This is a genomic window from Curtobacterium sp. 18060 (assembly GCF_902706105.1).
GTDB lineage: Bacteria > Actinomycetota > Actinomycetes > Actinomycetales > Microbacteriaceae > Curtobacterium.
In genome coordinates, this window is sequence record NZ_CACSJV010000002.1 from 91,119 (window position 1) to 116,336 (window position 25,218).

Annotated in this window: 26 protein-coding genes; 12 read left to right on the forward strand and 14 right to left on the reverse strand. The window is 71.1% G+C overall.

The window, feature by feature from the left end; all coding sequences use genetic code 11:
- Positions 1 to 89 precede the first annotated feature (89 nt).
- From GVL05_RS01805 to GVL05_RS01830, 6 genes are all read left to right on the forward strand, one after another.
- Entirely contained in the window at positions 90 to 980 is an 891-nt protein-coding gene (locus GVL05_RS01805; RefSeq protein WP_123294896.1) for an SDR family oxidoreductase, read from the forward strand.
- The gene (locus GVL05_RS01810; RefSeq protein WP_159570786.1) at positions 977 to 3,493 is read left to right on the forward strand and encodes an ATP-dependent DNA ligase; all 2,517 of its coding nucleotides are present in this window, start codon (positions 977 to 979) and stop codon (positions 3,491 to 3,493) included. Before GVL05_RS01805 ends, GVL05_RS01810 begins: the two co-directional genes overlap by 4 nt.
- Before the next feature lie 178 nt (positions 3,494 to 3,671).
- On the forward strand, positions 3,672 to 3,827 hold the full coding sequence (locus tag GVL05_RS01815) for a hypothetical protein (RefSeq protein ID WP_159570798.1): 156 nt from the start codon (positions 3,672 to 3,674) through the stop codon (positions 3,825 to 3,827).
- A gap of 153 nt (positions 3,828 to 3,980) precedes the next feature.
- Complete coding sequence (locus tag GVL05_RS01820; protein WP_235035797.1) at positions 3,981 to 4,595, forward strand: RNA polymerase sigma factor; 615 nt, start codon at positions 3,981 to 3,983, stop codon at positions 4,593 to 4,595.
- Positions 4,592 to 5,161, forward strand: coding sequence for a hypothetical protein (locus GVL05_RS01825; protein WP_123937329.1), 570 nt, complete (start codon positions 4,592 to 4,594; stop codon positions 5,159 to 5,161). The genes GVL05_RS01820 and GVL05_RS01825 overlap by 4 nt, the downstream gene beginning before the upstream one ends.
- A complete protein-coding gene (locus tag GVL05_RS01830; RefSeq protein ID WP_131844800.1) occupies positions 5,158 to 5,487 on the forward strand; it encodes a hypothetical protein in 330 nt (109 codons plus the stop codon). The genes GVL05_RS01825 and GVL05_RS01830 overlap by 4 nt, the downstream gene beginning before the upstream one ends.
- A gap of 3 nt (positions 5,488 to 5,490) precedes the next feature.
- Here the strand turns inward: GVL05_RS01830 and GVL05_RS01835 are convergent, their stop codons facing one another.
- From GVL05_RS01835 to GVL05_RS01860, 6 genes are all read right to left on the reverse strand, one after another.
- Positions 5,491 to 5,667: a hypothetical protein gene (locus GVL05_RS01835; RefSeq protein WP_159570801.1), complete on the reverse strand. Its 177-nt coding sequence runs from the start codon at positions 5,665 to 5,667 to the stop codon at positions 5,491 to 5,493.
- Between the two features lie 11 nt (positions 5,668 to 5,678).
- Positions 5,679 to 6,671 (reverse strand): sugar phosphate isomerase/epimerase, encoded by a 993-nt coding sequence (locus GVL05_RS01840; RefSeq protein WP_159570804.1) that lies wholly within the window; start codon positions 6,669 to 6,671, stop codon positions 5,679 to 5,681.
- 159 nt (positions 6,672 to 6,830) lie between these two features.
- A complete protein-coding gene (locus tag GVL05_RS01845) occupies positions 6,831 to 7,514 on the reverse strand; it encodes a fumarylacetoacetate hydrolase family protein (RefSeq protein WP_159570807.1) in 684 nt (227 codons plus the stop codon).
- Between the two features lie 33 nt (positions 7,515 to 7,547).
- Complete coding sequence (locus tag GVL05_RS01850; RefSeq protein ID WP_159570810.1) at positions 7,548 to 7,763, reverse strand: hypothetical protein; 216 nt, start codon at positions 7,761 to 7,763, stop codon at positions 7,548 to 7,550.
- Positions 7,744 to 8,046 carry a hypothetical protein gene (locus GVL05_RS01855; protein ID WP_131844797.1) on the reverse strand — a complete coding sequence of 101 codons (303 nt, stop codon included), beginning with the start codon at positions 8,044 to 8,046 and terminating at the stop codon, positions 7,744 to 7,746. The genes GVL05_RS01850 and GVL05_RS01855 overlap by 20 nt, the downstream gene beginning before the upstream one ends.
- 120 nt (positions 8,047 to 8,166) lie before the next feature.
- The gene (locus GVL05_RS01860) at positions 8,167 to 10,563 is read right to left on the reverse strand and encodes a phosphoketolase (protein ID WP_159570813.1); all 2,397 of its coding nucleotides are present in this window, start codon (positions 10,561 to 10,563) and stop codon (positions 8,167 to 8,169) included.
- Positions 10,564 to 10,761: 198 nt separating this feature from the next.
- Here GVL05_RS01860 and GVL05_RS01865 point away from each other — a divergent pair, with 198 nt between their 5' ends.
- A complete protein-coding gene (locus GVL05_RS01865) occupies positions 10,762 to 11,442 on the forward strand; it encodes a hypothetical protein (protein ID WP_131922103.1) in 681 nt (226 codons plus the stop codon).
- Positions 11,443 to 11,509: 67 nt separating this feature from the next.
- Here the strand turns inward: GVL05_RS01865 and GVL05_RS01870 are convergent, their stop codons facing one another.
- Both GVL05_RS01870 and GVL05_RS01875 read right to left on the reverse strand, forming a co-directional pair.
- A complete protein-coding gene (locus GVL05_RS01870; protein ID WP_159570816.1) occupies positions 11,510 to 12,112 on the reverse strand; it encodes a DUF1992 domain-containing protein in 603 nt (200 codons plus the stop codon).
- Positions 12,113 to 12,125: 13 nt separating this feature from the next.
- The gene (locus GVL05_RS01875) at positions 12,126 to 13,955 is read right to left on the reverse strand and encodes a glycoside hydrolase family 15 protein (RefSeq protein WP_159570818.1); all 1,830 of its coding nucleotides are present in this window, start codon (positions 13,953 to 13,955) and stop codon (positions 12,126 to 12,128) included.
- A 539-nt stretch (positions 13,956 to 14,494) separates the two neighbouring features.
- Between GVL05_RS01875 and GVL05_RS01880 the strand changes: the two genes are divergently transcribed.
- Positions 14,495 to 15,661: an RtcB family protein gene (locus tag GVL05_RS01880; protein WP_159570821.1), complete on the forward strand. Its 1,167-nt coding sequence runs from the start codon at positions 14,495 to 14,497 to the stop codon at positions 15,659 to 15,661.
- Between the two features lie 108 nt (positions 15,662 to 15,769).
- Positions 15,770 to 16,603 carry a DUF1206 domain-containing protein gene (locus tag GVL05_RS01885; RefSeq protein WP_123672176.1) on the forward strand — a complete coding sequence of 278 codons (834 nt, stop codon included), beginning with the start codon at positions 15,770 to 15,772 and terminating at the stop codon, positions 16,601 to 16,603.
- A gap of 99 nt (positions 16,604 to 16,702) precedes the next feature.
- On the opposite strand, the gene GVL05_RS01890 is transcribed toward GVL05_RS01885, so the two are convergent.
- Positions 16,703 to 17,275, reverse strand: coding sequence for a hypothetical protein (locus GVL05_RS01890; protein ID WP_159570824.1), 573 nt, complete (start codon positions 17,273 to 17,275; stop codon positions 16,703 to 16,705).
- A gap of 89 nt (positions 17,276 to 17,364) precedes the next feature.
- Between GVL05_RS01890 and GVL05_RS01895 the strand changes: the two genes are divergently transcribed.
- Both GVL05_RS01895 and GVL05_RS01900 read left to right on the forward strand, forming a co-directional pair.
- Positions 17,365 to 18,240, forward strand: coding sequence for an SMP-30/gluconolactonase/LRE family protein (locus GVL05_RS01895; RefSeq protein ID WP_159570827.1), 876 nt, complete (start codon positions 17,365 to 17,367; stop codon positions 18,238 to 18,240).
- Between the two features lie 71 nt (positions 18,241 to 18,311).
- Positions 18,312 to 19,391, forward strand: a complete 1,080-nt coding sequence (locus GVL05_RS01900) for an alpha/beta fold hydrolase (RefSeq protein WP_159570830.1) — start codon at positions 18,312 to 18,314, stop codon at positions 19,389 to 19,391.
- A gap of 99 nt (positions 19,392 to 19,490) precedes the next feature.
- On the opposite strand, the gene GVL05_RS01905 is transcribed toward GVL05_RS01900, so the two are convergent.
- From GVL05_RS01905 to GVL05_RS01925, 5 genes are all read right to left on the reverse strand, one after another.
- A complete protein-coding gene (locus GVL05_RS01905; RefSeq protein WP_159570833.1) occupies positions 19,491 to 20,684 on the reverse strand; it encodes an NAD(P)/FAD-dependent oxidoreductase in 1,194 nt (397 codons plus the stop codon).
- Positions 20,685 to 20,698: 14 nt separating this feature from the next.
- The gene (locus tag GVL05_RS01910) at positions 20,699 to 21,499 is read right to left on the reverse strand and encodes an SDR family NAD(P)-dependent oxidoreductase (RefSeq protein ID WP_131844787.1); all 801 of its coding nucleotides are present in this window, start codon (positions 21,497 to 21,499) and stop codon (positions 20,699 to 20,701) included.
- 8 nt (positions 21,500 to 21,507) lie between these two features.
- On the reverse strand, positions 21,508 to 22,014 hold the full coding sequence (locus tag GVL05_RS01915) for a Dps family protein (protein WP_159570836.1): 507 nt from the start codon (positions 22,012 to 22,014) through the stop codon (positions 21,508 to 21,510).
- 119 nt (positions 22,015 to 22,133) lie between these two features.
- Positions 22,134 to 22,646, reverse strand: coding sequence for a MarR family winged helix-turn-helix transcriptional regulator (locus GVL05_RS01920; RefSeq protein WP_159570839.1), 513 nt, complete (start codon positions 22,644 to 22,646; stop codon positions 22,134 to 22,136).
- Positions 22,647 to 22,798: 152 nt separating this feature from the next.
- Positions 22,799 to 23,356 (reverse strand): NADPH-dependent FMN reductase, encoded by a 558-nt coding sequence (locus GVL05_RS01925; protein ID WP_111086916.1) that lies wholly within the window; start codon positions 23,354 to 23,356, stop codon positions 22,799 to 22,801.
- 121 nt (positions 23,357 to 23,477) lie between these two features.
- On the opposite strand from GVL05_RS01925, the gene GVL05_RS01930 reads away from it, so the two are divergent.
- Positions 23,478 to 25,121, forward strand: a complete 1,644-nt coding sequence (locus GVL05_RS01930) for a glycoside hydrolase family 13 protein (RefSeq protein ID WP_235035798.1) — start codon at positions 23,478 to 23,480, stop codon at positions 25,119 to 25,121.
- The last annotated feature ends 97 nt before the right edge of the window (positions 25,122 to 25,218 follow it).

Here is a 25,218-nt window from a genome sequence, read left to right on the forward strand (position 1 = left end):
GTCCGCACGGGAGTGCCCGCAGCCGACGGGTTCTCCACAGATCCGGGTTCGCTGGACCGTCGACCGGTCGACGCGAGCACGATGGGCGCATGAGCCAGCTCGACAAGCAGGACCCGCGCTCGCAGTTCGCCAGACCGCCGTTCCCCGCGCAGACGCAGCAGGGGTCCGGGCTGGCCAGTGCGATGGACCCGCCGCCCGACCACGGCGAGGTCTCCTACCTCGGCACGGGGCGCATGCGGGGGTACCGCGTGCTCGTCACGGGTGCCGACTCCGGCATCGGCCGAGCCGCGGCGATCGCGATGGCGAAGGAAGGGGCCGACGTCGCACTGAACTCCCTGCCCGAGGAGATCGACGACCTGACCGAGGTCCGTGACGTCATCGCCGACCTCGGTCGCAACGCCGTGATGCTGCCCGGTGACCTGACGGACGAGGGCTTCTGCGACGAACTCGTCCGGACGGCGGTGCGCGACCTCGGCGGGCTGGACGCCCTCGTCCTGGTCGCCGGACACCAGCTGGTGCACGAGGACGTCACCGAGCAGTCGACCGAGGACTTCGACCGCACGATGAAGGTCAACCTGTACTCGCTGTTCTGGCTGGTCCGGGCAGCCGTGCCGCACATGGCGCCGGGCAGCGCGATCGTGACGACGAGCTCGGTGTCCGCGTACCAGCCGCAGGACCGCATGATCGACTACGCGGCGACGAAGGCCGCGATCACCACCTACACCAACGGCCTCGCGCGGCAGCTCGCGGCGAAGGGCATCAGAGCGAACACCGTGGTGCCCGGGCCCGTGTGGACGCCACTGCAGCCGATCAGCTACCCGGGCGACGAGATCGCACGGTACGGCCAGGACACCCCCTTCGGCCGGCCGGCGCAGCCCGTCGAGCTCGGCAGCGCCTACGTGTACCTGGCGGGGCCGGAGTCGTCGTACACCTCGGGCACGACCCTGACGGTGGCGGGAGCGACCGGGGTGGCGCTGTGAGTCCGGCGGCCCGCAAGACCGTCGTCCTGGTCGGCGATCGGCGACTGGCGCTGACGAACACGGACAAGGTGCTCTACCCCGAGACCGGCACGACCAAGGGGCGGGTGATCGAGTACTACGAGCGTGTGGCGCCGTGGATGATCCCGCACGTCAAGGACCGTCCAGTGACCCGGAAGCGGTGGGCGAACGGCGTCGACGGCAAGGTCTTCTTCGAGAAGAACCTGCCGGACTCCGCGCCCGACTGGGTCCGCCACCACACCATCCACCACTCCGAGCACGACAACGAGTACCCGATCGTCGACGACCTGCCGACCCTCGTGTGGATGGCGCAGCAGGCCGCGCTGGAACTGCACGTGCCGCAGTGGCGGTTCGGCCCGCGCGGTGGGCAGCAGAACCCGGACCGGCTCGTGCTCGACCTGGACCCCGGCGAGGGCGTCGGCCTGCCCGAGTGCGTCGAGGTGGCGGTCGCGGCACGCGAGATCCTGCACGGCATGGGGCTCGACCCGTACCCGGTGACCTCCGGTTCGAAGGGGATCCACCTCTACGCCGCCCTCGACGGCCGGTCGACCACGGCGAACGTCTCCGACGTCGCGCACGAACTCGCGAAGGCGCTCGAGCACGACCTGCCCGACCTGGTGCTGTCGTCGATGAGCCGGGCCGAGCGGACGGGCAAGGTGTTCGTCGACTGGTCGCAGAACAACGGCAACAAGACGACGATCGCGCCGTACTCGCTGCGCGGCCGCGAGCGGCCGACGGTCGCAGCACCCCGCACCTGGAAGGAACTCGAGGAACGCGGGCTCGCGCAGCTCACGTTGGACGAGGTCCTCGAACGCCTGCAGGCGCACGGGGACCACCTGCACCCGGTCGCCTCCGCCTCGCTTGCCGTCGGGCGCGACGACCACGGTCACTGGGACAGCGACCGGACCGAGCGTGCGAACGAGGCCGAGCAGCCGGCTCGCGACCGGCTCACTGCCTACCGCGCGAAGCGCGACGCCTCGAAGACGCCGGAGCCGGTGCCCGAAGGAGCCCCCACGGTCCGGAAGGACGGCACCCCGACGTTCGTGATCCAAGAGCACCACGCCACCCGCGACCACTACGACTTCCGGCTGGAGCACGACGGTGTGCTGGTGAGCTGGGCATTGCCCAAGGGCGAACCGACCGACCCGGGCAAGAACCACCTGGCCGTGCAGACCGAGGATCACCCGCTCGAGTACGGCGCGTTCGAGGGCACGATCCCGAAGGACGAGTACGGCGGCGGCACGGTCACGCTCTGGGACGACGGCACCTACGAGCTCGAGAAGTGGCGCGAGGGCGAAGAGGTCATCGTCACCCTGCACGGTCGGACCGGCGGCGCTCGCCGACTGGCGCTCCTGCACACCCGCGGCCGGGGCGGGGCGGGCGACGAGAAGAACTGGCTCATCCACCGCACGAAGGAGCAACCCGACCGGCTGGCGGACGCCGGCGGCGCGACGGACGCGGGGCGGGCCTCCCGTCCCTCTGCCGCGCACCGAGACGGACAGCGGCGCATCAGCGGAGCCAGCCCCGCGGACACCGCTCCAGGGGACCGACGGACCATGCAGGCCACCCTGGCGAAGGACGCACCCCGGCTGGACCCGGCCGACTGGGCGTTCGAGATGAAGTGGGACGGCGTCCGTGCGCTCGCCACCGTCCGGGACGGCTCGGTCACGCTGCGGAGCCGGAACGACAACGACCTGACGGAGCAGTACCCGGAACTCCAGGAACTCGGCGACCGTGCCGGGGTCGACGGCGTCTTCGACGGCGAGATCGTCGCGTTCGACGACCGGGGGCGCCCGAGCTTCCAGCTCCTGCAGAACCGGATGGGCCTGACGAAGGCGCGCGAGGTGCGGGCGGCGCAGCAGACGACCCCCGTGCGGTTCCTGGTCTTCGACGTGCTCGAGGCCGACGGGCACGAACTCACCCGCCTGGCGTACGACGCCCGGCGGCAAGCGCTCGAGACGGTCGTCGAGCCCGGCGGGGCGATCGACGTGCCGCCAGCCTCGCAGGGTGACCTCGACGGCGTGATGGCGTCGTCGCAGGAGCAGGGCCTCGAAGGGGTCGTCGCGAAGAAGCGCAGCTCGAAGTACGCCGAGGGCAGGCGGTCCGAGGCCTGGCTGAAGCTGAAGCACCACGCCACGCAGGAAGTCGTGGTCGGTGGGTGGAAGCCTGGCAGTGGTCGTCGATCGGGCGGGATCGGCTCGTTGTTGCTCGGCGTGCCCGGTCCGGACGGTCTCGAGTACGTCGGCAAGGTCGGCACCGGGTTCCGTGACCGCGACCTCGACGAGATCGCCGCAGCGCTGCGACCGCTCGACCGGAAGACCTCGCCGTTCGTCGACGTGCCCCGGATCGACGCACGGGACGCGCACTGGGTGACGCCGAAGCGGGTGGGCGAGGTCGAGTTCGCCGAGTGGACCGGTGACGGACGCCTGCGGCAGCCGTCCTGGCGGGGCTGGCGTCCGGACAAGGACCCCGAGGACGTGGTGCGCGAACACTGACCTGCTCGCCGGACCGGCCGCCATGTGCCGGCTCGCGAACGCGCTGATGCGTGCGCATGGGGTCCGCCCGTGGCGAAATTCCGTCCCCCGTCCGGCGCCCGGGCGGGGGACGTTTCCACATGTCCGGCCGCCGGTCCGCCGCCGACTGTTACGTTCGCCGGGACGAAAGGGCCTGGGGATGAGCTCGAGCAAGTACCTGCCGCCGTACACGGCCGAGGAACGCGTCGCGATCAACGGGGATCGTGCCGCACGGATCCCGGTCGATCCGGGGGCCGTGGTGACCGACACCGAAGCGACCTACGCGGACTTCCTCGCCGACGAGACCGACGAGTAGCCGCCGGGGCGGGGGAGAAGACGGCCCGTGCACCGGATCAGGGAGCGCACGGGCCGCCGTCGAAGCACCGTGACCGACCCTTCAGGGATGGCCGGCCACGGCGCGCTCGCACCAGGCGCGCGGAGGCGTACCTGGTAGGCACGTACTAAGGACGTGACGAACACCCGATTCGTCACACGAGAATCCGAGATCCGCGAAGAGGAGCTGCTCCTGTCCAGCGACGAAGCCCTCGCGGCGTTGTCCGACGCCTCGCTCGTCGAGCGCAGCGCCGACGGCGACACGGCCGCGTTCGGGGTGCTGATCCGTCGGTACGGACCGCACATGCGGGCCTACGCGGCTCGGATCCTCGGGTACGGCGACGGCGAGGCCGACGACGCCGTCCAGGAAGCCGCACTGCAGGCCTGGCAGCGCATCGACCGGGTCGAGGACCCGGAGCGGGTGCGCAACTGGCTCTTCCGGATCGCGGCCAACAAGGCCCTCGACCGGCTCCGCGGGCGGCACCCGCACGCCGACCTCGAAGCGATGGTCGACGCCCCGGACGAACGACCCGTCGACGAGGTGGTCGCCACCCGGATGCAGGTGCGGGAACTCGCGCGTATCGTGCAGGCACTCCCGGATGCACAGCGCGCCGTCTGGGTGATGCGCGAGGTGGGTGGGGCGCCCTACGCCGAGATCGCCGAGGCGACCGGGTTGCCCGCGCCGACCGTCCGCGGGCTGCTCGCACGTGCGCGGCGACACGTGCTCGAACAGATGGAGGGGTGGCGATGACCGACGACGTCGACGACCGTCACGGTGCCTTCACGCTGGATGAACTCTCCGACTACCTCGACGCCGACCGGACTCCTGTCCGGGCGGACATCGAGGGTGACCCCGAAGCCGTCGCCGCACTCGAGCGGCTGCAGGCCCTGCGGGTGGCATCACGGGACCTGCTCGACACCGAGGCATCGGCGGACGGCGACGAGCGCTGGATCAGCTCGGTGCTCGCGTCCATCCGGACGACCGCCCACGCCGGACGGGACATCCCGGTCCCCGACGACGATCCGGCCGCGCACCTGGTCGTGACCGAGGGGGCTCTGCGCGGACTCGTCCGCACCCTCGGTGACGACGTGCCCGGTGTCGTCGTCCGGCGGACCCGGTTCAGCGGGGACGTCGGGGTCCCCGGCGGTGCCGTGGACGTCGACGTCACCATCGTGGCCACGCTCGAGGCATCGGTGTCGGACCGTGCCGAGGCGCTCCGGGCGCACATCACGTCGGTGCTCGGCGCGCACGCACCGTTCCGGATCCGCAGTGTCGTCGTCCGCGTCGCCGACGTCGTGGTCGGGGGCACACCGTGACCGCGGACGTCCGGGTGCTCTCCCGCGAACTCACCTCGGTCGTCCTCGCGGTGCCGGGCGTCCGGTCGGTCCTGCCGCCCGGCCCCGGGCTCGCCACGCTCGTCCGCGACGTCCGCTCCGTGCTCGAGATCCCGCGCGACGGTGGCGCCGTGCTCGTGCAGGACCGCCCGGACGGGGCGCGGATCCGCGTGGTCGTCACGACCGACCGGGCCGTGCCGACGATCACGGTCATCCGGGCCGTGCGTGACGCCGTCGTGACCGCAGCGCGCCACGCCCTCGGGGCATCGCCCTCCGACGTCACCGTCCGCGTCGTCGAGATCGACTGAGCGTCAGGCGGCCGGTGCCGATCCGTCCGACGGCTCGGCGTCGTCCGCGACGGGGAGGTCCTCGTCGACGAGCTCGTCCTCGCCGGGCTCGGACACCTCGGCCGCAGCGGCCTTGGCCTCGTCGATGGACTCCTGCGAGCGGCGGAGGAGGTCGTCGTCGTGTGCAGTCTGGTCGCTCATGCTCCAGGAGGCTACGCGGGCGTGCCTGTGTCGGCGTCCCGGCGTCCGGCCGGGCGGTGCGACCCCCAGTGTGTCCTGCCCCGCGGATCGGTCCGGGGGTGGGGCGGCTCGAAGTCGACCGCCGAGGTCGGAGCCGGTGACGAGGGCATCGCCGGCGCGGCCGGTGCGCCGTACGCGTCGGCCGCGTCGAGCACGGCCCGCGTCGCCGCCGCGGCCGTCCGCAGGGCGTCGCCGATCGGCATCGCTCGGTGGCCGGGGGTCCGGACCTCGACGCCCCACGGCTCGTCGAAACCGAGCTCCCGGACGGTGCGCACGAGCCCCGGCAGGTCCCACGCGCCCGCTCCGGGCAGGTACCGTGCCTCGCGGGCCTCTTCGGACAGGGTCATGCCGGCCGGGGTGTGCAGGAGCCCGTCGCTCAGTTCGACCGCCGCGAGCGTCGCGGGCGCGACCGCCTGGCGGATCGACGCCAACGTGGACCCGCCCCGCAGGGTGTGCATCGCGTCGAGCAGCAGCCCGCCGTTCGGGTGACCCGCCGCCGCGACGAACCGCGAGGCCCGTTCGATCGTCGGCAGGTTCGACCACGGCTCGGGTTCGAGGACGAGCTGCGCGCCGACGGCCGCGGCCTGGTCGGCCAGCACGGTCCAGTCGTCGGCCATCGTGAGCGGTGAGGCGCCGGGCAACGTCGTGTCGGCACGAGCGATCACCTGCCAGGCACGGAGCGCCGCGGCGGCCTCGAGGACCACCCCGCGGTCGGCGGCGTCGTCGTCGGTCCGGCTCGTGCACGTCCACCAGCGGTCGAGCGGCCCCAACTGGACCCAGACGATCCCCGCACCGTCGAGCATGCGGCGGAGTTCGGCGAAGCCCGTCGTCGCACGCACCTCGTGCAGGTCGTCGAGCGACAACGAGAGCCCGGCGAACCCAGCGGCACCGACCACGTGGACCCGTTCGCTGATGGGCTCGTCGCCCGCCCACGTCCACGACGTCGCCAGCAGATCGTGTTCCATCACGGCCGTACCTCCGTCATCCCGGAGCAGCTGCAGACGCCCGCCGCGATGGTCCTGCCCCGTGTGTGCGACGCCGCGATCCCCACCTGGCGTCGCACCAGGGATACCCGGCGTGTCTGCGAGCCCTCCCAGCGGCGCGTCACACTGCGGAAACGCCGGTCAGACGATGCAGGTGCGGACCGTGCCGATGCCGGCGATCGTGCCGACGACGAGTTGTCCGCGTTGCAGGGCCCCGACCCCCTCGGGCGTCCCCGTCATGAGCAGGTCCCCGGGGGCGAGCGTCACCGACCGCGACAGCGCCGCGATCGTCTCTGCCACCGACCAGATCTGCTCGGCCAGGTCACCGACCTGCCGTCGTTCGCCGTCGACGGCGAGCTCGATCACACCAGCCGTCGGGTCGATGCCCTGCGCCGGGACGATCGCGCCGATCGGTGCCGAGGCGTCGAACCCCTTCGCCGTGTCCCAGGGCCGACCGAGGCGCTTGGCCTCGGCCTGGAGATCGCGTCGGGTGAGGTCGATGCCCACCGCGTAGCCCCAGACGTGGCTGAGCGCGTCGTCGACGCCGATGTCCGCGCCGCCGGTGCCGATCGCGACGACCAGTTCGACCTCGTGCTCGAGCTGCGCCGTCTGCGGCGGGTACGGGGTGTCCGCGTCGTCGACGACGACGGCGTCCGCCGGCTTGGTGAAGAAGAACGGCGGCTCGCGATCTGGGTCGTGACCCATCTCGCGTGCGTGCGCCGCGTAGTTCCGACCGACGCAGAAGACGCGTCGGACGGGGAAGCGTGCGCCCGTGGTCGTGGGGACGGTCGGGAGGCTCGGGGCCGGGATGACGAGGTCGGTCACGGTCTCAGCGTGGCAGGCTCGCAGGGCGTCGGTTCAGCTCTCACCGAAGGACGCCTCGTACTTGAGCTTCCGCGCGCGGGCGCGCTCCTGCCGTTCGCGCCACTCGATCCGTGCCTGGCGGAGCTCCTCCTCGGCGCCCTTCGCCCGCATCAGGGGGCCGTAGTGCGGATCGGCGAGCAGCGCTGGCGTGGTGAGCTCACGTCCGTCCAGCCAGTACTTGAAGTCCCGGTCACTGAGCTTCGAGATCATCGTTCGTCCCTTCGTTCGTCGCTGTCTTCAGGTCATCGAGTGCCTGGCGGACCCAGCGGTCGTCAGCGGTCGTCCAGTCGCGGGTCGTCAGGGCGACCGACATGACAGCAGCGGCCTCTCGCTGCCGCACGTCGTCCGAGGTCGCGCGGTCGGCGACCCACGACCAACGCTGCCACCAGAGATCCCGGTGCCCCAAGAACTCGGTATTTCGCCGCCCGGCCCGCCCGTCGACGACCGACACGACCAACGCGCCGACGGCCACGAGAGCCCCGACCACCGACACGACCGCACTCGTCAACGCGACATCCATGTGGACCACCCTGACGCCACAGGACCGGCCACGCGGCGGGCGTGACCGGTCCTGTGGACGGTGATCCGGGCCTCCCGGCCTGTGCAGGAGGGATCAGGCAGACGGGTCCTGCGGCCACCCCGAGAACTCCCACCCGTCGACGGACGGGTGGTCCTCGCCCCGTGAGTAGGCGTACTCGCGGGCCGCGTCCCGTGCGGCGGACAGCCGGTCGAGCAACTCGGCGTGTGGACCCGCGTCGACCCGCGTCAGGGCGTCGTGCGCCAGCGCGAAGCGGTCCATCTCGTTCCGCATGAGCATGTCGAACGGCGTCGTCGTCGTGCCCTGCTCCAGGAAGCCATGCACGTGCAGGTCGTCGTGCCCGTTGCGACGGTAGGTCAGCTGGTGCACGAGCGACGGGTACCCGTGGAACGCGAACACCGTCGGGGTCCCGGGCAGGAAGAGCTCGTCGTACCGCTCGTCGGGGATCGGGTGCTCGTGCTTCCGGGGGTCGCCGAGGGCGAGCAGGTCGACGACGTTGACGACCCGGACGCCGACCCCGGGAGCGTGCTGCCGGATGATGTCCGCGGCGGCGACCGCCTCGACCGTGGGGACGTCCCCGGCGCAGGCGAGGACGACGTCGACGCGACCGACGGACTGCTCGGTGCCGGCCCAGTCCCAGACCCCGAGACCGGCGTCCGCGTGGGCGACGGCGTCCTCGAGGGACAGGAAGACGGGCTCGGGGTGCTTCCCGGCGACGATCACCTCGATGCGGTCGGTGGTCTCGAAGGCGTGTGCCGCGACGGCGAGCAGCGTGTTGGCGTCGGCGGGGAGCTTGATCCGGACCAGGTCCTGCTGCTTGGACGCGACGACGTCGAGGAACCCGGGGTCCTGGTGGGAGAACCCGTTGTGGTCCTGCCGCCAGACGTGCGACGACAGCAGGATCGACAGGTTCGACACGGGCGCACGCCAGTCGATGTCGGTCGAGGACTCGAGCCACTTGGCGTACTGCCCGACCATCGAGTCGATGATGTGGGCGAACGCCTCGTAGGTGTTCAGGAGCCCGTGCCGGCCGGAGAGCACGTAGCCCTCGAGCATGCCCTCCAGCAGGTGCTCGGACAGCACCTCGGTCACGCGTCCACGGGCAGCGAGGTGCTCGTCGCCGACCGCCCGTTGTGCACGCCACACGCGCGAGGTGACGTCGAAGACGGCGTCGAGCTTGTTCGAGATCGTCTCGTCCGGGCCGAAGAGCCGGAACGACGACGGGTTCTTCGTGATCAGCGCTGCGAGCCACGGGCCGAGCGTGCCGGTGGCCGAGGCCGTCGAGCCGGCGGGGACCCCGTACGCGTCGAGCGCTGGTCGGTCGAGGGCCGTCCGGATGCGCCCGCCGTTGGCGTGGGGAGTGGCGCTCATCCGGTCGTCGCCGGTGGGACGGATCGTCGTCATGATCCCGACGGGGTTCCCGTCCGCGTCGAAGAGCTCCTCGGGTCGGTAGGACCGCATCCACTCCTCGAGCTGGGCGCGGTGTGCGGAGTTCTCGCGGACCTCGGACAGCGGCACCTGGTGGGCGCGGAACGTCCCTTCGATCTGCTGGCCGTCGACCTCCTTCGGCCCGGTCCACCCCTTCGGACTGCGGAGGATGATCATCGGCCAGCGCGGGCGCAGGTCGGCGGCGCCGGCGGGCTGCCCGGCAGCCGCACGTTCGGCCTGCGCCCGAGCTGCCGCCTGGATGTCGTCGATCGATGCGAGCGCTCGACGCAGAGCACCGTCGAACAGGGCGTGCACGGCGTACGGGTCGTCGTCGACCCGCTTCGAGTCCACCACGATCGGGTCGTACCCGAGGCCACGGAAGTAGGCGGTCAGGTCCTCACCGGGGATGCGGGCGAGGACGGTGGGGTTCGCGATCTTCCACCCGTTGAGGTTGAGGATCGGGAGCACGGCACCGTCGGACACCGGGTCGAGGAAGGTGTGTGCCTGCCACGACCCCGCGAGCGGGCCGGTCTCCGCCTCGCCGTCGCCGACGACGCACGCGACCACCAGGTCGGGGTTGTCCAGGGCCGCTCCGTACGCGTGGGCGAGGGAGTAGCCGAGTTCGCCGCCCTCGTTGATGGACCCGGGTGTCTCCGGTGCCGCGTGCGACGGGATCCCGCCGGGGAACGAGAACTGCCGGAAGAAGCGCTGCAGGTCGTCGTCCGCGTACAGCTCGCCCCACGTGCCGTCGAGCCAGGCGTTCGCGTTCATCGCCGGGCCGCCGTGGCCCGGGCCGCAGACGTACAGGAACTCGCGTCCGGTCTCGGCGATCAGCGCGTTGCAGTGCGCGTACACGAGGTTGAGGGCGGGCGAGGTGCCCCAGTGTCCGAGCAGCCGGGGCTTGATGTCGTCGGGCTCGATCGGCCGCCCCAACAGCGGGTTGTCCAGCAGGTAGATCTGCCCGACCGTCAGGTAGTTGGCGGCACGCCACCAGGCGTCGACCGCCCGGAGTCGGTCGGTGGTGGAGAGCTGTGCAGGAGCCATGCCCCCACGCTACGAAATGCCGGCCCCGTGAACCTCAGGAAACCCGTTCCAAACCGATCGCGGGGGTGCACCGAATGAGTTGCACAGGGCAAAAGCCCAGGGCGCTCTCCGGTCAGACATGGCCGTTGTTCAGCGTACGCACAGGAGCATACGTCGGCCGTCGGCCGGGGTGCCCACACAGCAAAGGAAACGATCACCATGCGCAAGAGCCTGAAGACCTCCATCACCCTCGCCACGACCGGCGCCCTCGTGCTCGGCGGTGCCGCGTTCGGCATCTCCTCCGCCCAGGCCTCGACCCCGGCGATCCACACGGTCTCGTCGTCGTCGTCGAAGATCCCCGCACCGGTCGCCTCGGTCCCCGAGGTCCTCGGTGGTTCCACCGCCGTGAAGCTCGACTCCGGCTTCACCGACGCCCTCACCGCCCTCAAGCTCACCCCCGGCGTCTCCGGGGATGCGACCCTCGCGGACGGGTCGGTGTCGTTCCCGATCACCGCCGGTTCGGTCACGTACTGGTCGCCGGACGGCAACTACAAGCCCTACGTGCAGGGCCTGCTCAACCACGACGACTCCGGCCTGACGCTGAAGGCCGGCGACACCACCGTCACGCTCGAGAACTTCGTCGTGAACCCGGGCTCCTCCAAGCTCTACGGTGACGTCCTGGTCAACGGCAAGGTCGCCGCGTCCAACGCGTTCCTGTTCGAGCTCTGGGGCGGCTCCCTCAAGCCCCTCCAGCTCGAGGGCGACAACGCCATCCTGACCGGCACCACCGTCCACGTCTCCGAAGACGCCGCCGGCCTGCTGAACAAGACCTTCGGCACCGACGCCGTCAAGCGCGGCCTCCTCGTCGGCACCGCCACCATCACCGCACAGATCAAGTAACACCCCGCACCACACGCACCACACGTGAAGGGCCGCCCCGGGCAACCGGGACGGCCCTTCACCACGTTCAGTGACGCCGGCGCCACCACCGACGAGGTCGGTCGTCAGACCCGGCCGCCAGTGCAGCCGCAGCCGCTGCGGCCGCGGCGAGACGGGCCTCCCGGCGGACACGCCACGCGGTGACCTCGTCGTCGACGTCCCGCAGCGGCGTCACGACCGGCGGCCCACCGAGCAGCTGGCGTCGGGCTTCCTTCACCCGGGCGTTGAAGTCCACCAGGACATCACGCACGTCGGCCTCCGTCGACAGCGCGTCGAGGGCATCGTCGAGTTCCGCGTCCTCGGTGCGGAGTGCGAGAGCAGGCGGAGCGATGCCGCGGATGTCCTCGCGTTCGATCTTGGAGCGGATCCACCAGTCCGGGTCGTGCTGCCCGTCGTTCCCGGGCAGGGGCTTGCCGTGGTACGGATTGCCCTCGAAGACGCCGCGGCGCTCGGCCTCCTCGATCTGTGCCCGAGCATGCGCGGCGACGTCGGCCGCCTTCAGCAGCCGGCGTTCCTCACGCACCTCGTCCGGATCGAGCGACCCCCGCTCGATCTCACTGTCGACCAGCTGCTGGTAGCGGTAGCGAGCGGCCCTGCGGAGCCGGTCCATCCGTGCATCGACGTCGTTCATGACCCCTCCATGATCACTCCGAGCGGTCGTCCTCGCCAGTCAGTTCCTCGATGGTCAGCGCTGCCTGGATGAGCGCCAGGTGCGACAGCCCCTGGGGGAGGTTGCCCATGAACGAGCCGTCCTCGCTGATCATCTCGCTGAACAGCCCGACGTCGTTCGCCTGGCCGACCATCTCGTCCATCAGGGTCCGAGCGTCGTCGACCCGGCCCGTGCAGGCCATCGCGGCAGCGAGCCAGAACGAGCACGCGACGAAGGGCGACTCCTCGTCCTCGATGCCCGAGTAGCGGTACACCAGCGGTCCGCGCTGCAGCTGCTCCTCGATCGCCCGGATGGTCGACGCCATGCGTGGGCCGCGGTCGAAGGAGCTCATCGCGTGCAGCAGGATCGATGTGTCGAGCGCATCCGAACCCGGGTACATCACGTAGTGCCCGCGTTCCTCGTCCCAGCCGTGCTCGGCGACCCACTGCTCGATGAGCTCGCGGTTCTCGACCCACTTCTCGCGCGGCCCGTCGATCATCCCGGCGTCGTGGAGGTCCACCGCGGCGTCGAGGGCCTGCCAGCAGCCGATCTTGCTCGTGACGTAGTGCTGGGTGTCCTCGAGCTCCCACATGCCGGAGTCCGGTTCCTCCCACCGATGGCAGGCGTCGTCGGCGAGTTGCTGCAGGACGGCCGCGGTCTTCCGGTCCAGGACGTTACCGGCGTTCACGTACTGGCGCAGGATCTCGAAGACGTCACCCCAGACTCCGAGCTGCAGCTGGTCGCCGGCGCGGTTGCCCACCGTGACCGGGCCGATGCCGTTCCACCCGGGGACGTCGCGCTCCTCGACGTCGTCGCTCTTCGTGCCGTCGAGCTCGTAGAAGATCGGCATGTCCTCGTCGTGCTCGGCGATGGTGCGCATCACCCACGACACCGCCGCGTGGGTCTCCTCGCGCAGGCCGAACCGGGTCAGGGCGTGCACGGTGTACGACAGGTCGCGCACCCAGGCGAACCGGTAGTCCCAGTTCTTGCCGCCGGTCCGGTCCTCGGGCAGGCTCGTGGTCGGCGCCGCCGCGATCGCTCCGGTCGGCGAGAAGATGAGCAGCTTCAGGGCGAGGGCGCTGCGCTGCACTGCTTCGGCCCAGGGGCCGTCGTAGGAGAACTCCTCCGACCAGGTCGCCCAGTTGTCGATCGTGCGGTCCATCGCGGCGAGTGCGCTCTCCGGCCGCGGCATGAAGATCGGCTCGTCGTGCGTGCCGACGATGGTCAGGATGTGCTTCGATCCGTCGCCGGTGGTGAACCGGCCGGAGAAGCGCGGGCGGTCGTCGTCCACCGGGTCGAACCCCTGCTCGACGATCGCGATCGTGATGCCGTCGATGCCGATGACGGCGCCGTTCGCGGTGTCGAGGCGCTTCGGCTCAGCGGTCCCCAGCAGGGTGCCGGGCACGACGGCCCACTCGAACTCCACGGACCCGTTGACCCCCTGGACGCAGCGCGCGACCTCAGCCCACGGCAGGCGGCCGGCGACACCGGTGACCATCGCGTCCGTCACCGTCGCCCGCCCGGACGGTGTCGTCCACGTGGTGACGAGCACGTTGGTGCCGGGCAGGTACTCGCGGGTGACCTCGGCCGATCGGTCCACCGGGCGGAGCGCCACGTGGCCGCCGTGTTCGGCGTCGAGGATCGCCGCGAACACGGGCGGTGAGTCCATCGAGGGGATCGGCAGCCAGTCGATCTGTCCGTCGCGGGCGATGAGCGCAACGGTCCGACCGTCGCCGATCGCTCCGTAGGTGCGGAGCGGGGCGTAGCCGTCGGTGCGTGCGTGGGTGTCGACCGCGTCGAGGGTGTCTTCGGTGCGCTCCGTCATGCACCCAGACTGCCCGCGCCCGGGGCGCGACCATCAGGCGGACGTACCCCGCTGTGGAGGACGCGGGACGGACCTCCCGACTGTGGACGACCGCGACACGCCCGGGTGAGTTGCGCATCCCGGGCGTGTCGCACTACTGTCGCTCTCCTGCCCAACGGCAGGAACGCCAGCGGCACCAACGCCGCCGGCAGGAACGCCAGCGGCACCAACGCCGCCGGCAGGAACGCCCGTCCCGGGCACACCGGAAGGACCGCGCATGCGCGCCGTGCAGCACAACGAGGAACGCGTCGAGCTCCAGCTCGACGCGACCGCCGTGCTGCCCGAACCGCAGCAGCATCGGTCCCTCCGCTATCCCGCGTAGGCACGGAACGTCCCACGACGCCCCGTGCCCACCCGGCCCGGGGCGTTCGTCGTCCTGCTCATCCTCGCCACGTCGCGCTCGACGTCGCCCGGAGCGCAGGCCGGACACCGTCCCGGACCGTCATCGAAGACCGTCCAGACGACCGTCCAGACGGCCATCCTGAAAGCGAGACGAAGCAATGAAGAAGATCAACGACCGGCTGCTGAGTTGGGCCTCGATGCTCGAGGACAACACCGAGCAGCAGGCCCGCACGACCGCACGCATGCCGTTCGTGTTCCCGCACCTGGCCCTGATGCCGGACGCCCACCTCGGCCTCGGCGCCACCGTCGGTTCCGTCATCCCGACCCTCGGCGCGGTCATGCCGGCTGCCGTCGGCGTCGACATCGGCTGCGGCATGATCGCGGTCCGGACCCAGTTCACCGAGGCCGACCTGCCCGACGACCTGCAGGAGCTGCGCGAGCAGATCGAGCGCGCGATCCCGCTGTCGGCCGGCGCGTCGAACCACAAGATCGTCGCGACCGCCGAGCCGCGGATCGCCGAGCTCGAGGCGATGGCCGACGCCGCCGGGTTCGACCCCGCACAGGCGCACGGCGGCTGGCGCAACCAGCTCGGCACGCTCGGCTCCGGGAACCACTTCATCGAGGTCTCCCTCGACGAGCAGGACCGGGTCTGGCTCTTCCTGCACTCCGGATCGCGGGGCGTCGGCAACAAGATCGCGCAGCGGCACATCACGGTCGCCAAGCGGCTGATGGAGCGCTGGTGGATCCAGCTGGCGGACCCCGACCTCGCCTACCTGGTCGAGGGCACGCCGGAGTTCGACCGGTACATCGCCGAGCTGCGGTGGGCACAGCACTTCGCCCTGCTCAACCGCGAGGAGATGATGGACCGCGTCGTGCGGCAGCTGTCCGAGGTCGTCGGTACCCCCGTCGACGAGCAGGAGCGGATCAACTGCCACCACAACTTCACGCAGCGCGAGACGCACTGGGGGAAGTCCGTGTGGGTGTCCCGCAAGGGTGCGATCCAGGCGACGGCAGGTCAGGCCGGCCTGATCCCCGGGTCGATGGGCACGGCGTCGTACGTCGTCGAGGGCCTCGGCAACAAGCCGTCGCTCGAGTCGTCGCCGCACGGAGCCGGTCGGCTGTTCTCGCGGAGCGCGGCACGGCGGACCTTCACGCACGACCAGCTGCGGGAGGCGATGGTCGGCATCGAGTACCGCGACACCGACGCGTTCCTCGACGAGATCCCGGGCGCGTACAAGCCGATCGACCAGGTCATGGCGGACGCGTCGGACCTCGTGTCGATCCGGCACACGCTGCGGCAGGTCGTCAACGTGAAGGGCGACTGACGGGAGGCGCGGGTGCAGCCCGCCCCGCGCCGCCCGTCCGACGTCGGTCCGCGTCCACTGCCCGGCGCGGCCCGGACAGACCGGCCCGCGTCGGGCACGCTTGACCGGATGAGCGACACAGCAGAGCACGCAGCACGGGAGACCGGACGACAGGTCCGACGAGCGGCGGACAGCCGCTGGTTCGAGCTGACCGCTCGCGCCGGCTTCGTCGGCAGCGGCATCGTCCACCTGCTGATCGGGTACCTCGCGATCCTGCTCGGCATCGGCAACGCGTCCTCCGGCGGTGAGACCGACCAGTCCGGAGCACTGCAGCAGATCGCTGCCGTGCCGGGCGGGGTCTTCCTGCTCTGGCTGATCGCGATCGGTACGGCAGCACTCACCGTGCGGCTGATCGTCGAGGCCGTCGTCGGCGGCCGGTCGGACAGCACGCGTGGGTGGCTCGCCCGGGCGAAGGACGTGGCGAAGGCCGTGGTCTACGGCATCATCGCGTACTCGTCGGCGTCGTACGCCCTCGGCGCCGGGTCGAGTTCCAGCAGCTCGTCGCAGAGTGCCGCGGCGAAGACCCTCGCGACGCCCGGCGGGGTGTTCGTGCTGCTCCTCGCCGGCGCGATCGCGGTCGCGGTCGGCATCGGGCTCGTGGTCATCGGGTGTCGGCGGACGTTCCGGAAGCAGATCACCCGACCGTCCGGGACGCTCGACCGGGTGGTCACGGTGCTCGGGGTCGTCGGGTACGTCGGCAAGGGCATCGCCGTGGTCATCGTCGGTGTGCTCATCGGTGTGGCCGGACTGCGGAGCGACCCGGACCAGGCGACGGGCCTCGACGCGGCGTTCGACGCGGTGCGCTCGATGCCCGGTGGCGTGTTCGTCCTGGTCGCGATCGGCATCGGGTTCCTCGCCTTCGGCGTCTACAGCTTCTTCCGCGCGCGGTACGCCCGCCTCTGATATATTGACCTTGCTCGCCTCCTGCTGGGGGGATGAGAAGTCGGAGCCGGTGCACCTGGGGTATACCAGGTCCCGGCTCTTGCGCCGTCCGGTGTTCGCTCACGGACGGACTTCGAAGGTCTCGAGCCCGTCGGCGATCGAATCCGAGAGCGGCTTTCCCGTGGTCATGGCCTCGCCGAACATCCCGAGCAGCTGATCTGGGAGCCAGAGCATCGGCTCGTTCCTGGGGTCACCGTGCTCGACCCGCAGGGTCTTCGGGATGACGCGTCGGCCGCGGAGTGCTTCCACGACTCGCAGATCCCGGGCGATGAGCGCGCTCGCACGTGATTCGAGCGTGAGCAGTGACACGTCGTGGCGAGCGAGCTCCCATCCGAGACGTTCCAGGCAGACCGCTCGTGCTCGTTCTTCCCGACGGAGATCCACGGGTGTGGCGACCACGACGAGGTGCAGGGCTTCGAGTGCCTCGACGGCCTCGCCGACCCGTCGTCGCTCACGCCGACGGAGGTCGTGCCAGTGGAGCTTCCCGTTCGTCGGCCGCAGCGACTCGAGCACCTCGCGGGTGGCTTCGACGTCGTCGGAGTCGACGACGGAGGCGCCGAGCAGGTAGGCGGGCGCATCGAGTCCGTGGGAACGGATGCTCTCGTCGCCCCAGGCGTGGAGTGGACAGATCATCGAGCCACGCTGCCAGCTAGGAGAGTCCACAGCCGAACATTCCGTGTTTCGCTGAGGGAGCACGGAGCCGGCGCCGGTAGACCGGTCCGATGAGCACCAGCGCGACGACCGGGCCCGTGACCGTCTTCTCCGACGCCCGGGCGGTCCTCGCCGAGAGCATCGTGTGGGACCCGTCGGCGCAGCTCCTCCGCTGGGCCGACATCACCCTCGGCACCCTCGTCACCGCGCAGTCCGACGGCACCGTGGTGTCGACGGTCCTGCTCCCGCCGCCGCTCGCGAGCTTCCAGCCGCGGGCCTCCGGTGGCTTCGTCGCAGCGCTCGGGGACACCGTCGTCGTGACGGACGAGCACGGGGTGGTCGAACGTGAACTCACCCGCGTCGAGCACGCCACGGCCGGGCTCCGGTTCAACGAGGGCAAGTGCGACCCGTTCGGCCGGTTCCTGGTCGGCAGCATGAACCTGACGACCGGGGAGCCCGACGGGGCGCTGTACTCGGTCGAGGCGGACGGTGCGACGCGCGTGCTCCGTGGCGGCTTCGGCGTGACGAACGGCTTCGAGTGGTCGGACGACGGCACCGTGATGTACGTCACCGACACGAGCGCATCGACGATCTACCGTGGGTCGTACGGTCCGGACGGCGAACTCGGCGAGCTCGAACCGTTCGTCGTCGGCCACGCCCACGACGGTCTGGTCCGCGACGACGAGGGCTGCTCGTGGAGTGCGGTCTACGGCGGCGGCCGGGTGGAGCGGTACGGCCCTGACGGATCGCACCTCGAGACCGTGGAGCTGCCCACCCCGAACGTGACGTCGGTGGCCTTCGGTGGCCCCGACATGTCGACGCTGTTCGTCGCCTCGGCACGGGAGAACCTCACCGAGGAGCAGCTGGAGGAGCACCCGTCCTCGGGGGCGATCCTGGCGGTGCCGACGCGGGTGCACGGGTTCCCCGCGAACACCTTCAGCGGCTGACCGGGCGGGAGCGCACGCTGCGGCGGTGTCCGCGGGTATCGTGGGCGCTCGCCCGACCCGAGGAGACCCACGTGAACGACGAGCGCACGGCAGCCACCCCGGACCCGGCCGGCGAACTCGCGGAGGCTGAGAACGCCGACGTCACCGTCGAGGTGGACCGGGTCGCGGTCGACGGCACGTACGTCCGCGTGAGTTCGATCGGCGAGCCGGGGGAGCGTGCCTTCCTGCTCGTCGCCGGCCTCGGCATCGCGGCCACCTACTACGAGCGGCTCGCCCCGCACCTCAACGAGAACGGCCCGGTGCACGCCCTCGACCTGCCCGGCTTCGCGGGCGTTCCCCGGTTCCGCGGGAAGGTCTCGATCGAGCGGTACGCCGACGCCGTCGAGAAGGTCATCGACGACCTCGGCCTGGTCGACCCGGTCCTGGTCGGCCACTCGATGGGCACCCAGGTCGTGACCGAGGTCGCGGCGCGTCACCCGGAGATCTCGGACCTCGTGCTCATCAGCCCGGTCGTCGACTCGCACGCGCGCACGGTCCGCCAGTCCGCGTTCCGGTTCCTGCGGTCGACCCTGCACGAGCCCTCGGCGGTCCGGTGGCACGGCATCACGGCGTACGCGCTGTGCGGATGGCACTGGTTCTCGAAGGTGCTGCCCCGGATGATCGTGTTCCCGATCGAGGAGCGCGCGGCCCACGTGCAGGCGCGCACCCTCATCGTCCGCGGCGAGCACGACGCGATGGTCCCGCGGGACTGGATCCGCCGGCTCGCGCGGGTGTTCCCCTACGCGGTGCTGCGCGAGGTCGTCGACGGCGCCCACTCCGTGATGCACGCCCAGGCCGACGCGGTCGCGCGGCTTGCGGTCGCACACGTCGACCACCGGCTGCCGGACCGCGGGGTCGGTTCGCTGCAGCGGGTGCGCGACGACTCGACGGCGTCCGACTTGTCGCGTCTGAGCCCGAGCGAGGCGTGGATGCTCGTGAAGTCGCGCTTCGTCGAACTGGTCGGCATGGCGAAGAACGACGACGAGACGCTCGAGGCGGCGAAGTCCGCCCACGCGGTCGCGATGGCCGACGGGGACGACCTGCCGGTCGACCCGGCCGACCGCAAGGCGGTGGTCGACGCCGTCGCACCCGAGGCCGACTCGAACCGCTGACACCGGGCACTGCAGGCGACGTACAGGAGGCCCGGTGCCGGTTCCGTGAACCGGCACCGGGCCTCCCGTCGGTCGCGTTCAGGGCGACCCGTGCGCCGGTCAGGCCGTGATGCGGCCCGCCAGCATGTCCGACGTCAGGGAGTTCGCCTCGGCGAGGACCTTGCGGGCCTCGTCGGTCTTGTCCCACACGTTCCAGAGCAGCACGCCGCGCACCGTGTCGTCGTCGTCCAGGTAGTAGACGACGCCGGTGACGGTCGGGTCCTGCCAGTCCTCGACGGTGCGGAGCTTCGTGGAGACCTGCCCCACCGCCTCGTACCCCATGTCGAAGACGTCGGAGTAGAACATCGGCGTGTGGTCGTAGGTCTCGTCGGCGTCGGCGAGGTTCCGGCCCGCCTGCCGACCCTGCTGCTGCGCGTTGTCGACGTGCTCGACCCGACGGGTCCCGAGGATCCGGTCCGGGTACTCGGCGACGTCGCCGGCGGCGAAGACCGAGTCGTCGTCGGTGAGCAGCGTCGACGAGACCACGATGCCGTCGCGCACGGTCAGACCGGCGTCGGCGGCGAGCTGGGTGGCGGGCTCGATGCCGAGTCCGGCGACCACGGCGTCTGCCTCGAGCACGGAGCCGTCGTCGAGCGTGAGCGTGACCCCGTCGGCCGTCTGCGTGCCGGACTCGACCCGACGTCCGAGCCGGAGGTCCACGCCGGCGTCGACGAAGCGCTGTTGGAACGCGCGCGCGAGGTCCTCCGGGAACATCCGGCCGCCCACGATGTCGTCGGGGTCGACCAGGGTGACGCGGGCGCCGTTCTGCACGACCCCCGCGGTGATCTCCTGGCCGATGTAGCCGCCACCGACGACGACCACGTGCGCCCCGGCGTCGGCGAGCTCGCGGAGCTTCCGGTAGTCGTCGGCGCTGCGGTAGTCGAGCACGCGGTCCGAGGGCTCCAGGCCCGGCAACCCGCGGGGCTTGCCGCCGGTCGCGATGAGCAGCCGCTCGTAGCCGTGGGTCTGGCCGTCGGCCGTGGTCACGGTCTTCGATGCACGGTCGATCCCCGTCACCGCGGTGCCGAGGACGAACGACGCCCCGGTCTCCTCGGTGTGCAGGTCGACCTTCTCGTCCCAGCTGAAGTCCGGGTCGGTCCACAGCTTCTTCGACAGGGCCGGGCGGGCGTAGGGCCGGTCGACGTCCTCACTGAGGATGCCGATCGTGCCGTCGGCGTCGAGCTCGCGGACACCGCGGGCGGCGGCGTCGGCGACCATCCCGCCGCCGATGATGAGGTATCGGTAGTCGGTCACGGTGCCTCCCGGCGTCAGATCGTGGCGACCGAGCCGGAGTCGACCCGGTAGTTGGAGCCGTTGACGAAGCTCGCGAGGTCGGAGCAGAGGAACGCGATGACGTTCGCGACCTCTTCCGGCTCACCGCGGCGCTTCAGCTCCATGTAGGGACGTTCCTCGTCGAGGAAACTCGTGATCGCGTCGTCGAAGCTCTGGTTCGTCTCCTTCGCCCGCTTGTTCATCATCGCGTCCGTCATGGGCGTGTGGATGAACGCGGGGCTGACGGTGTTCACGAGCACGCCCTCCCGCGCGTAGGTGCGCGACAGGCCCTTCGCGAACGACAGGACCCCGGCCTTCGCGGCGCAGTAGGGCAGTTCGTCGTCGTAGGGCTGCGAGGCGTCCTCGGACACGAGGTACACGATCCGGCCCCACCCGCCCTGCCGCAGGTCGCCGATGAACTCGCGCGTGATGCGGACAGGACCCATCAGGTCGACGTCGATGGTGTCGGCCCAACCCTGCTCGTCGATCTCGTGGAACAGTCCCTGGGCGCCGGTGACGCCCGAGGACTGCACCAGGATGTCGATCGCGCCGACGGCGTCCCGCACCTTGCCGTGCAGGTCCGCCAGGCTCGCCGCGCTCGTGACGTCGGCCGCGAACGCGTGCAGCTTGCCGAGCGGCGCTTCGAGCTGGTCGGCGCTGTTGTCGAGCTGCGCCTGGTCGAGGTCGCTCACGACCACGGTCGCACCCTCCGCCAGGAGGATGCGAGCCGTGTTCCAGCCGATGCCGGAGTCGGCACCGAAGACGAGCGCGGTCTTGCCCTGGATGCCGAGGTCCACTCGGTCCCCTAGGCGTGCGCCGAGGCGTCGGCGACGGCAGGCGTCGTGGCGGAGGCCAGCGGCGTGCTCGGCGCGCGGTTCTCGGCGGAGACCATCCACGCGAGCTGCTCGAGGCGCTCGATGAAGCCGTGGAGCAGGTCCGCGGTCGTCGGGTCCTCTTCGTCGACCTCGTCGTGCACGTCGCGCATGGTGCCGGTCGCCTGGTAGAGGCGGAGCGTCACCTGGTCGATGGCGTCGTGCGTCGTGATCTCGCCCTCGGGGAACTGGTCGAGGTGGCTCGACGCCGAGACCGTGCTCGAGCGTCCGTCCGGCACGGCGTACAGGGCGCGCATGCGCTCCGCCGTGTCGTCGGCGAACTCGCGTGCGGCGTCGACGATCTCGTCGAGCTGCAGGTGCAGGTCGCGGAAGTTCGTGCCGAGGATGTTCCAGTGGGCCTGCTTGCCCTGGAGGTGCAGGTCGATGAGGTCCACGAGGACCGCCTGGAGGTTCTTGGCCATCTTGTCCGAAGCGTGCATGGTGGTGGCTCCTTTCGCGTCGGTGACCCTTCCGGTCTACGCGGTGCGGCCGAGACCACTCTCAGTGCGCACGGAACCGCACTGTCCCCCGGGCGTTCCACCGGGTGTGTTCGCGCCGGTCAGTGGGCCGGTGCCGGGTCGACCTGGTCGACGGCGCCGCGCATCTGCTCGAGGAACGACGCGACGATGCGTGCCTCGGACGCGGGCAGTCCCTCGGCGATCGACATCATCCGGCGGTGCATGATGCCGAGGGTCGCGCGGACCTCGTCGTCGGTCTCGGTCGTCGGGGTGATCACGAGCGCTCGACGGTCGGTGGGGTGCGGGTCGCGGCGCACGTGGTTCGACTTGACCAGGCGGTCGATCAGGATCGTGGTCGAGGCCGACGAGATCTTGAGGTAGGCGGCGAGGTCCTTCGGGCTGATGCTGCGGCCCGAGCGCTGCGACTGCAGCAGGAAGCGCACGGCGAGCAGGTCGGTCTCGCCCATGCCCATCGAGTCGCGGGTGCGGCGGCGCATCGCGGTCTCGGCGGCCCGGTAGCGACGCAGGGCGTTGAGCACGGCGACCCCGCGCTGGGTCGCGTCGTCGTCGGGGAACCAGTACCCGGACGCCTCGGTGATCTCCTGCGTTGCCATTGCCACAGGCTAGTCCGTCTCGTATGGAGGCCGTCTAGCGACTTCCTGTGGGTGTGCCTGCTTCGTTCCCGCGTGCAGGACGGGAGGCCCGTGGCGGGGTCGCCACGGGCCTCCCGTCCGTCCTGAGGTGCGGTCGACCGCACCCGGTCGCTCTACGCGGCGGCCTGCTCGGTCGAGGCGTCGGCGAGTGCGTTCAGCGCGCCCTGGACGAGCGAGGTGACCTCGGCGTCCTCGCGCGGGTGGGTCTCCGCGAAGCGGACGACCGACTGCGGGATCGCGACCTTGACGTCCTCGAGGACCTTCGCGCCGGCGATGCCGGCGACCTTGCGGGCGTCGTCGTGGGCCCACACGCCGCCGTACTGCCCGAACGCGGAACCGATGGCGGCGAGCGGCTTGCCGGACAGCGGCGAGGCGCCGAACGGACGCGATGCCCAGTCGAGGGCGTTCTTCAGCACGGCCGGGATCGTGCCGTTGTACTCGGGGGTGACGAGCAGGACGGCGTCCGCGGCGGCGATCGCGTCGCGGAAGGCGACCGCTGCGGCCGGCGGGGTGTCGCCGTCGATGTCCTCGTTGTAGAACGGCAGGTCGACGATGCCGTCGAACGTGGTGACCTCGATGCCCTCCGGCGCGTGGTGCGCCGCGGCCTCGGCGAGCTTGCGGTTGATGGAGTCGGCGCGGAGGCTGCCGACGAGTGCGAGGACGTTCGTCATGGTGATCCTTCTGGTTCGAGACGTTGTTCTGGGACGGAAAGGTGTCTGCGACAACCAATTCGAGCGTACGGCGTGCTATTCCCAGACCGCTGGGTACGGTGGCGATGGGTACGGTGGCGACGTGAGCACGCTTCGGACGCCGGCCAGCACGCCCCGCACGTCGAACCCGGACTGGTGGCGCGACGCCGTCGTCTACCAGGTCTACCCACGCAGCTTCGCGGACTCGAACGCCGACGGCCTGGGCGACGTCGCGGGCATCACCAGCCGCGTGCCCTACCTGGCGGCACTCGGCGTCGACGCGTTGTGGCTCTCGCCGTTCTTCCCGTCGCCCCTCGCTGACGGCGGGTACGACGTGGCCGACTACCGGGCGGTCGATCCACGACTCGGCTCGCTGGCGGACCTTGACGCCCTGCTCCGGTCCGCGCACGAGCACGACCTGCGGGTGATCGTGGACATCGTGCCGAACCACACCTCGGACGAGCACGAGTGGTTCCGGGCGGCACTCGCGTCCGCGCCGGGCTCGCCGGAACGGGCGCGGTACGTCTTCCGCGACGGGGCGGGTGTGTCCGGGGAACTGCCGCCGAGCGACTGGGTGTCGAACTTCGGCGGGAGCGCCTGGACCAGGGTGCCGGACGGCCAGTGGTACCTGCACCTCTTCGCACCCGAGCAGCCCGACCTGGACTGGTCCAACCCTGAGGTCCGTGCGGACTTCGAGGACACGCTGCGCTTCTGGTCGGACCGCGGGGTCGACGGCTTCCGGGTCGACGTCGCACACGGCCTGGCGAAGGACCTGTCGACGCCGTACCGCGCATCGAACGAGCACGCGCTGCCGCTCGACGGCTCCGACCCGCTGTACGACCGCGACGAGGTGCACGAGGTCTTCGCGTCCTGGCGCACCGTGCTCGACGAGTACGACCCGCCCCGGGCCGCCGTCGCCGAGGCCTGGGCACCGGCACCGCGACGCGTCCTGTACGCCCGGCCCACCGAACTCGGGCAGGCGTTCAACTTCGACCTGCTCGAGGCGCCGTTCGAGGCTGCCGCCTTCCGGAGCATCATCGAGCGGAACCTGGCGGCGTCCGAGCAGTCCGGTGCGTCGAGCACCTGGGTGCTGTCGAACCACGACGTCGTGCGGCACGCCAGCCGCTACGGCCTGCCGGACGACACCGACACCGACGCGTGGTTGCTGACCGACGGCACCACCCCCGAGCTCGACCGCGAGCGGGGCCTCCGCCGTGCCCGCGCCGCGACCCTGCTGATGCTCGCGCTGCCCGGGTCGTCGTACGTCTACCAGGGCGAGGAACTCGGCCTGCACGAAGCCGCCGCGATCCCGCGTGACGAGCTGCAGGATCCGAAGTGGCTGCGCTCAGGACACACCGTCAAGGGCCGGGACGGGTGCCGTGTGCCGATCCCGTGGACGACCTCCGGACCGTCGTTCGGCTTCGGGGACGTCGCGCCGCTGCTGCCGCAGCCCGCGGACTTCGGGGCGTCGTCGGTGCAGGCGGAGGACGGGGATCCGGCATCGACGCTGTCCCTGTACCGGGCAGCGCTCGACGCTCGTCGCCGGTTGCAGCAGGGGGAGGAGCTCACCTGGCTGGACGCCCCCGACGACGTGGTCGCCTTCGCCCGGCACGACGGGTGGCGGTCGGTCACGAACCTCGGCACGACGCCCGTGCCGCTGCCGTCGGGTGACGTCGTGGTCGCGTCCGGGCCGCTCGGTGACGCGGCCGGCGTGCTGCCGGGCGAGACGACGGTCTGGTTGGCCTGAGCGGACCATCTCTGGCCGTTCTTCCTCCACAGCTCTTCCTCCACAGCCAGGAGGCCCGTGGCTGCGATCCACAGATCGGCTTCGGCTCGACCTGCGG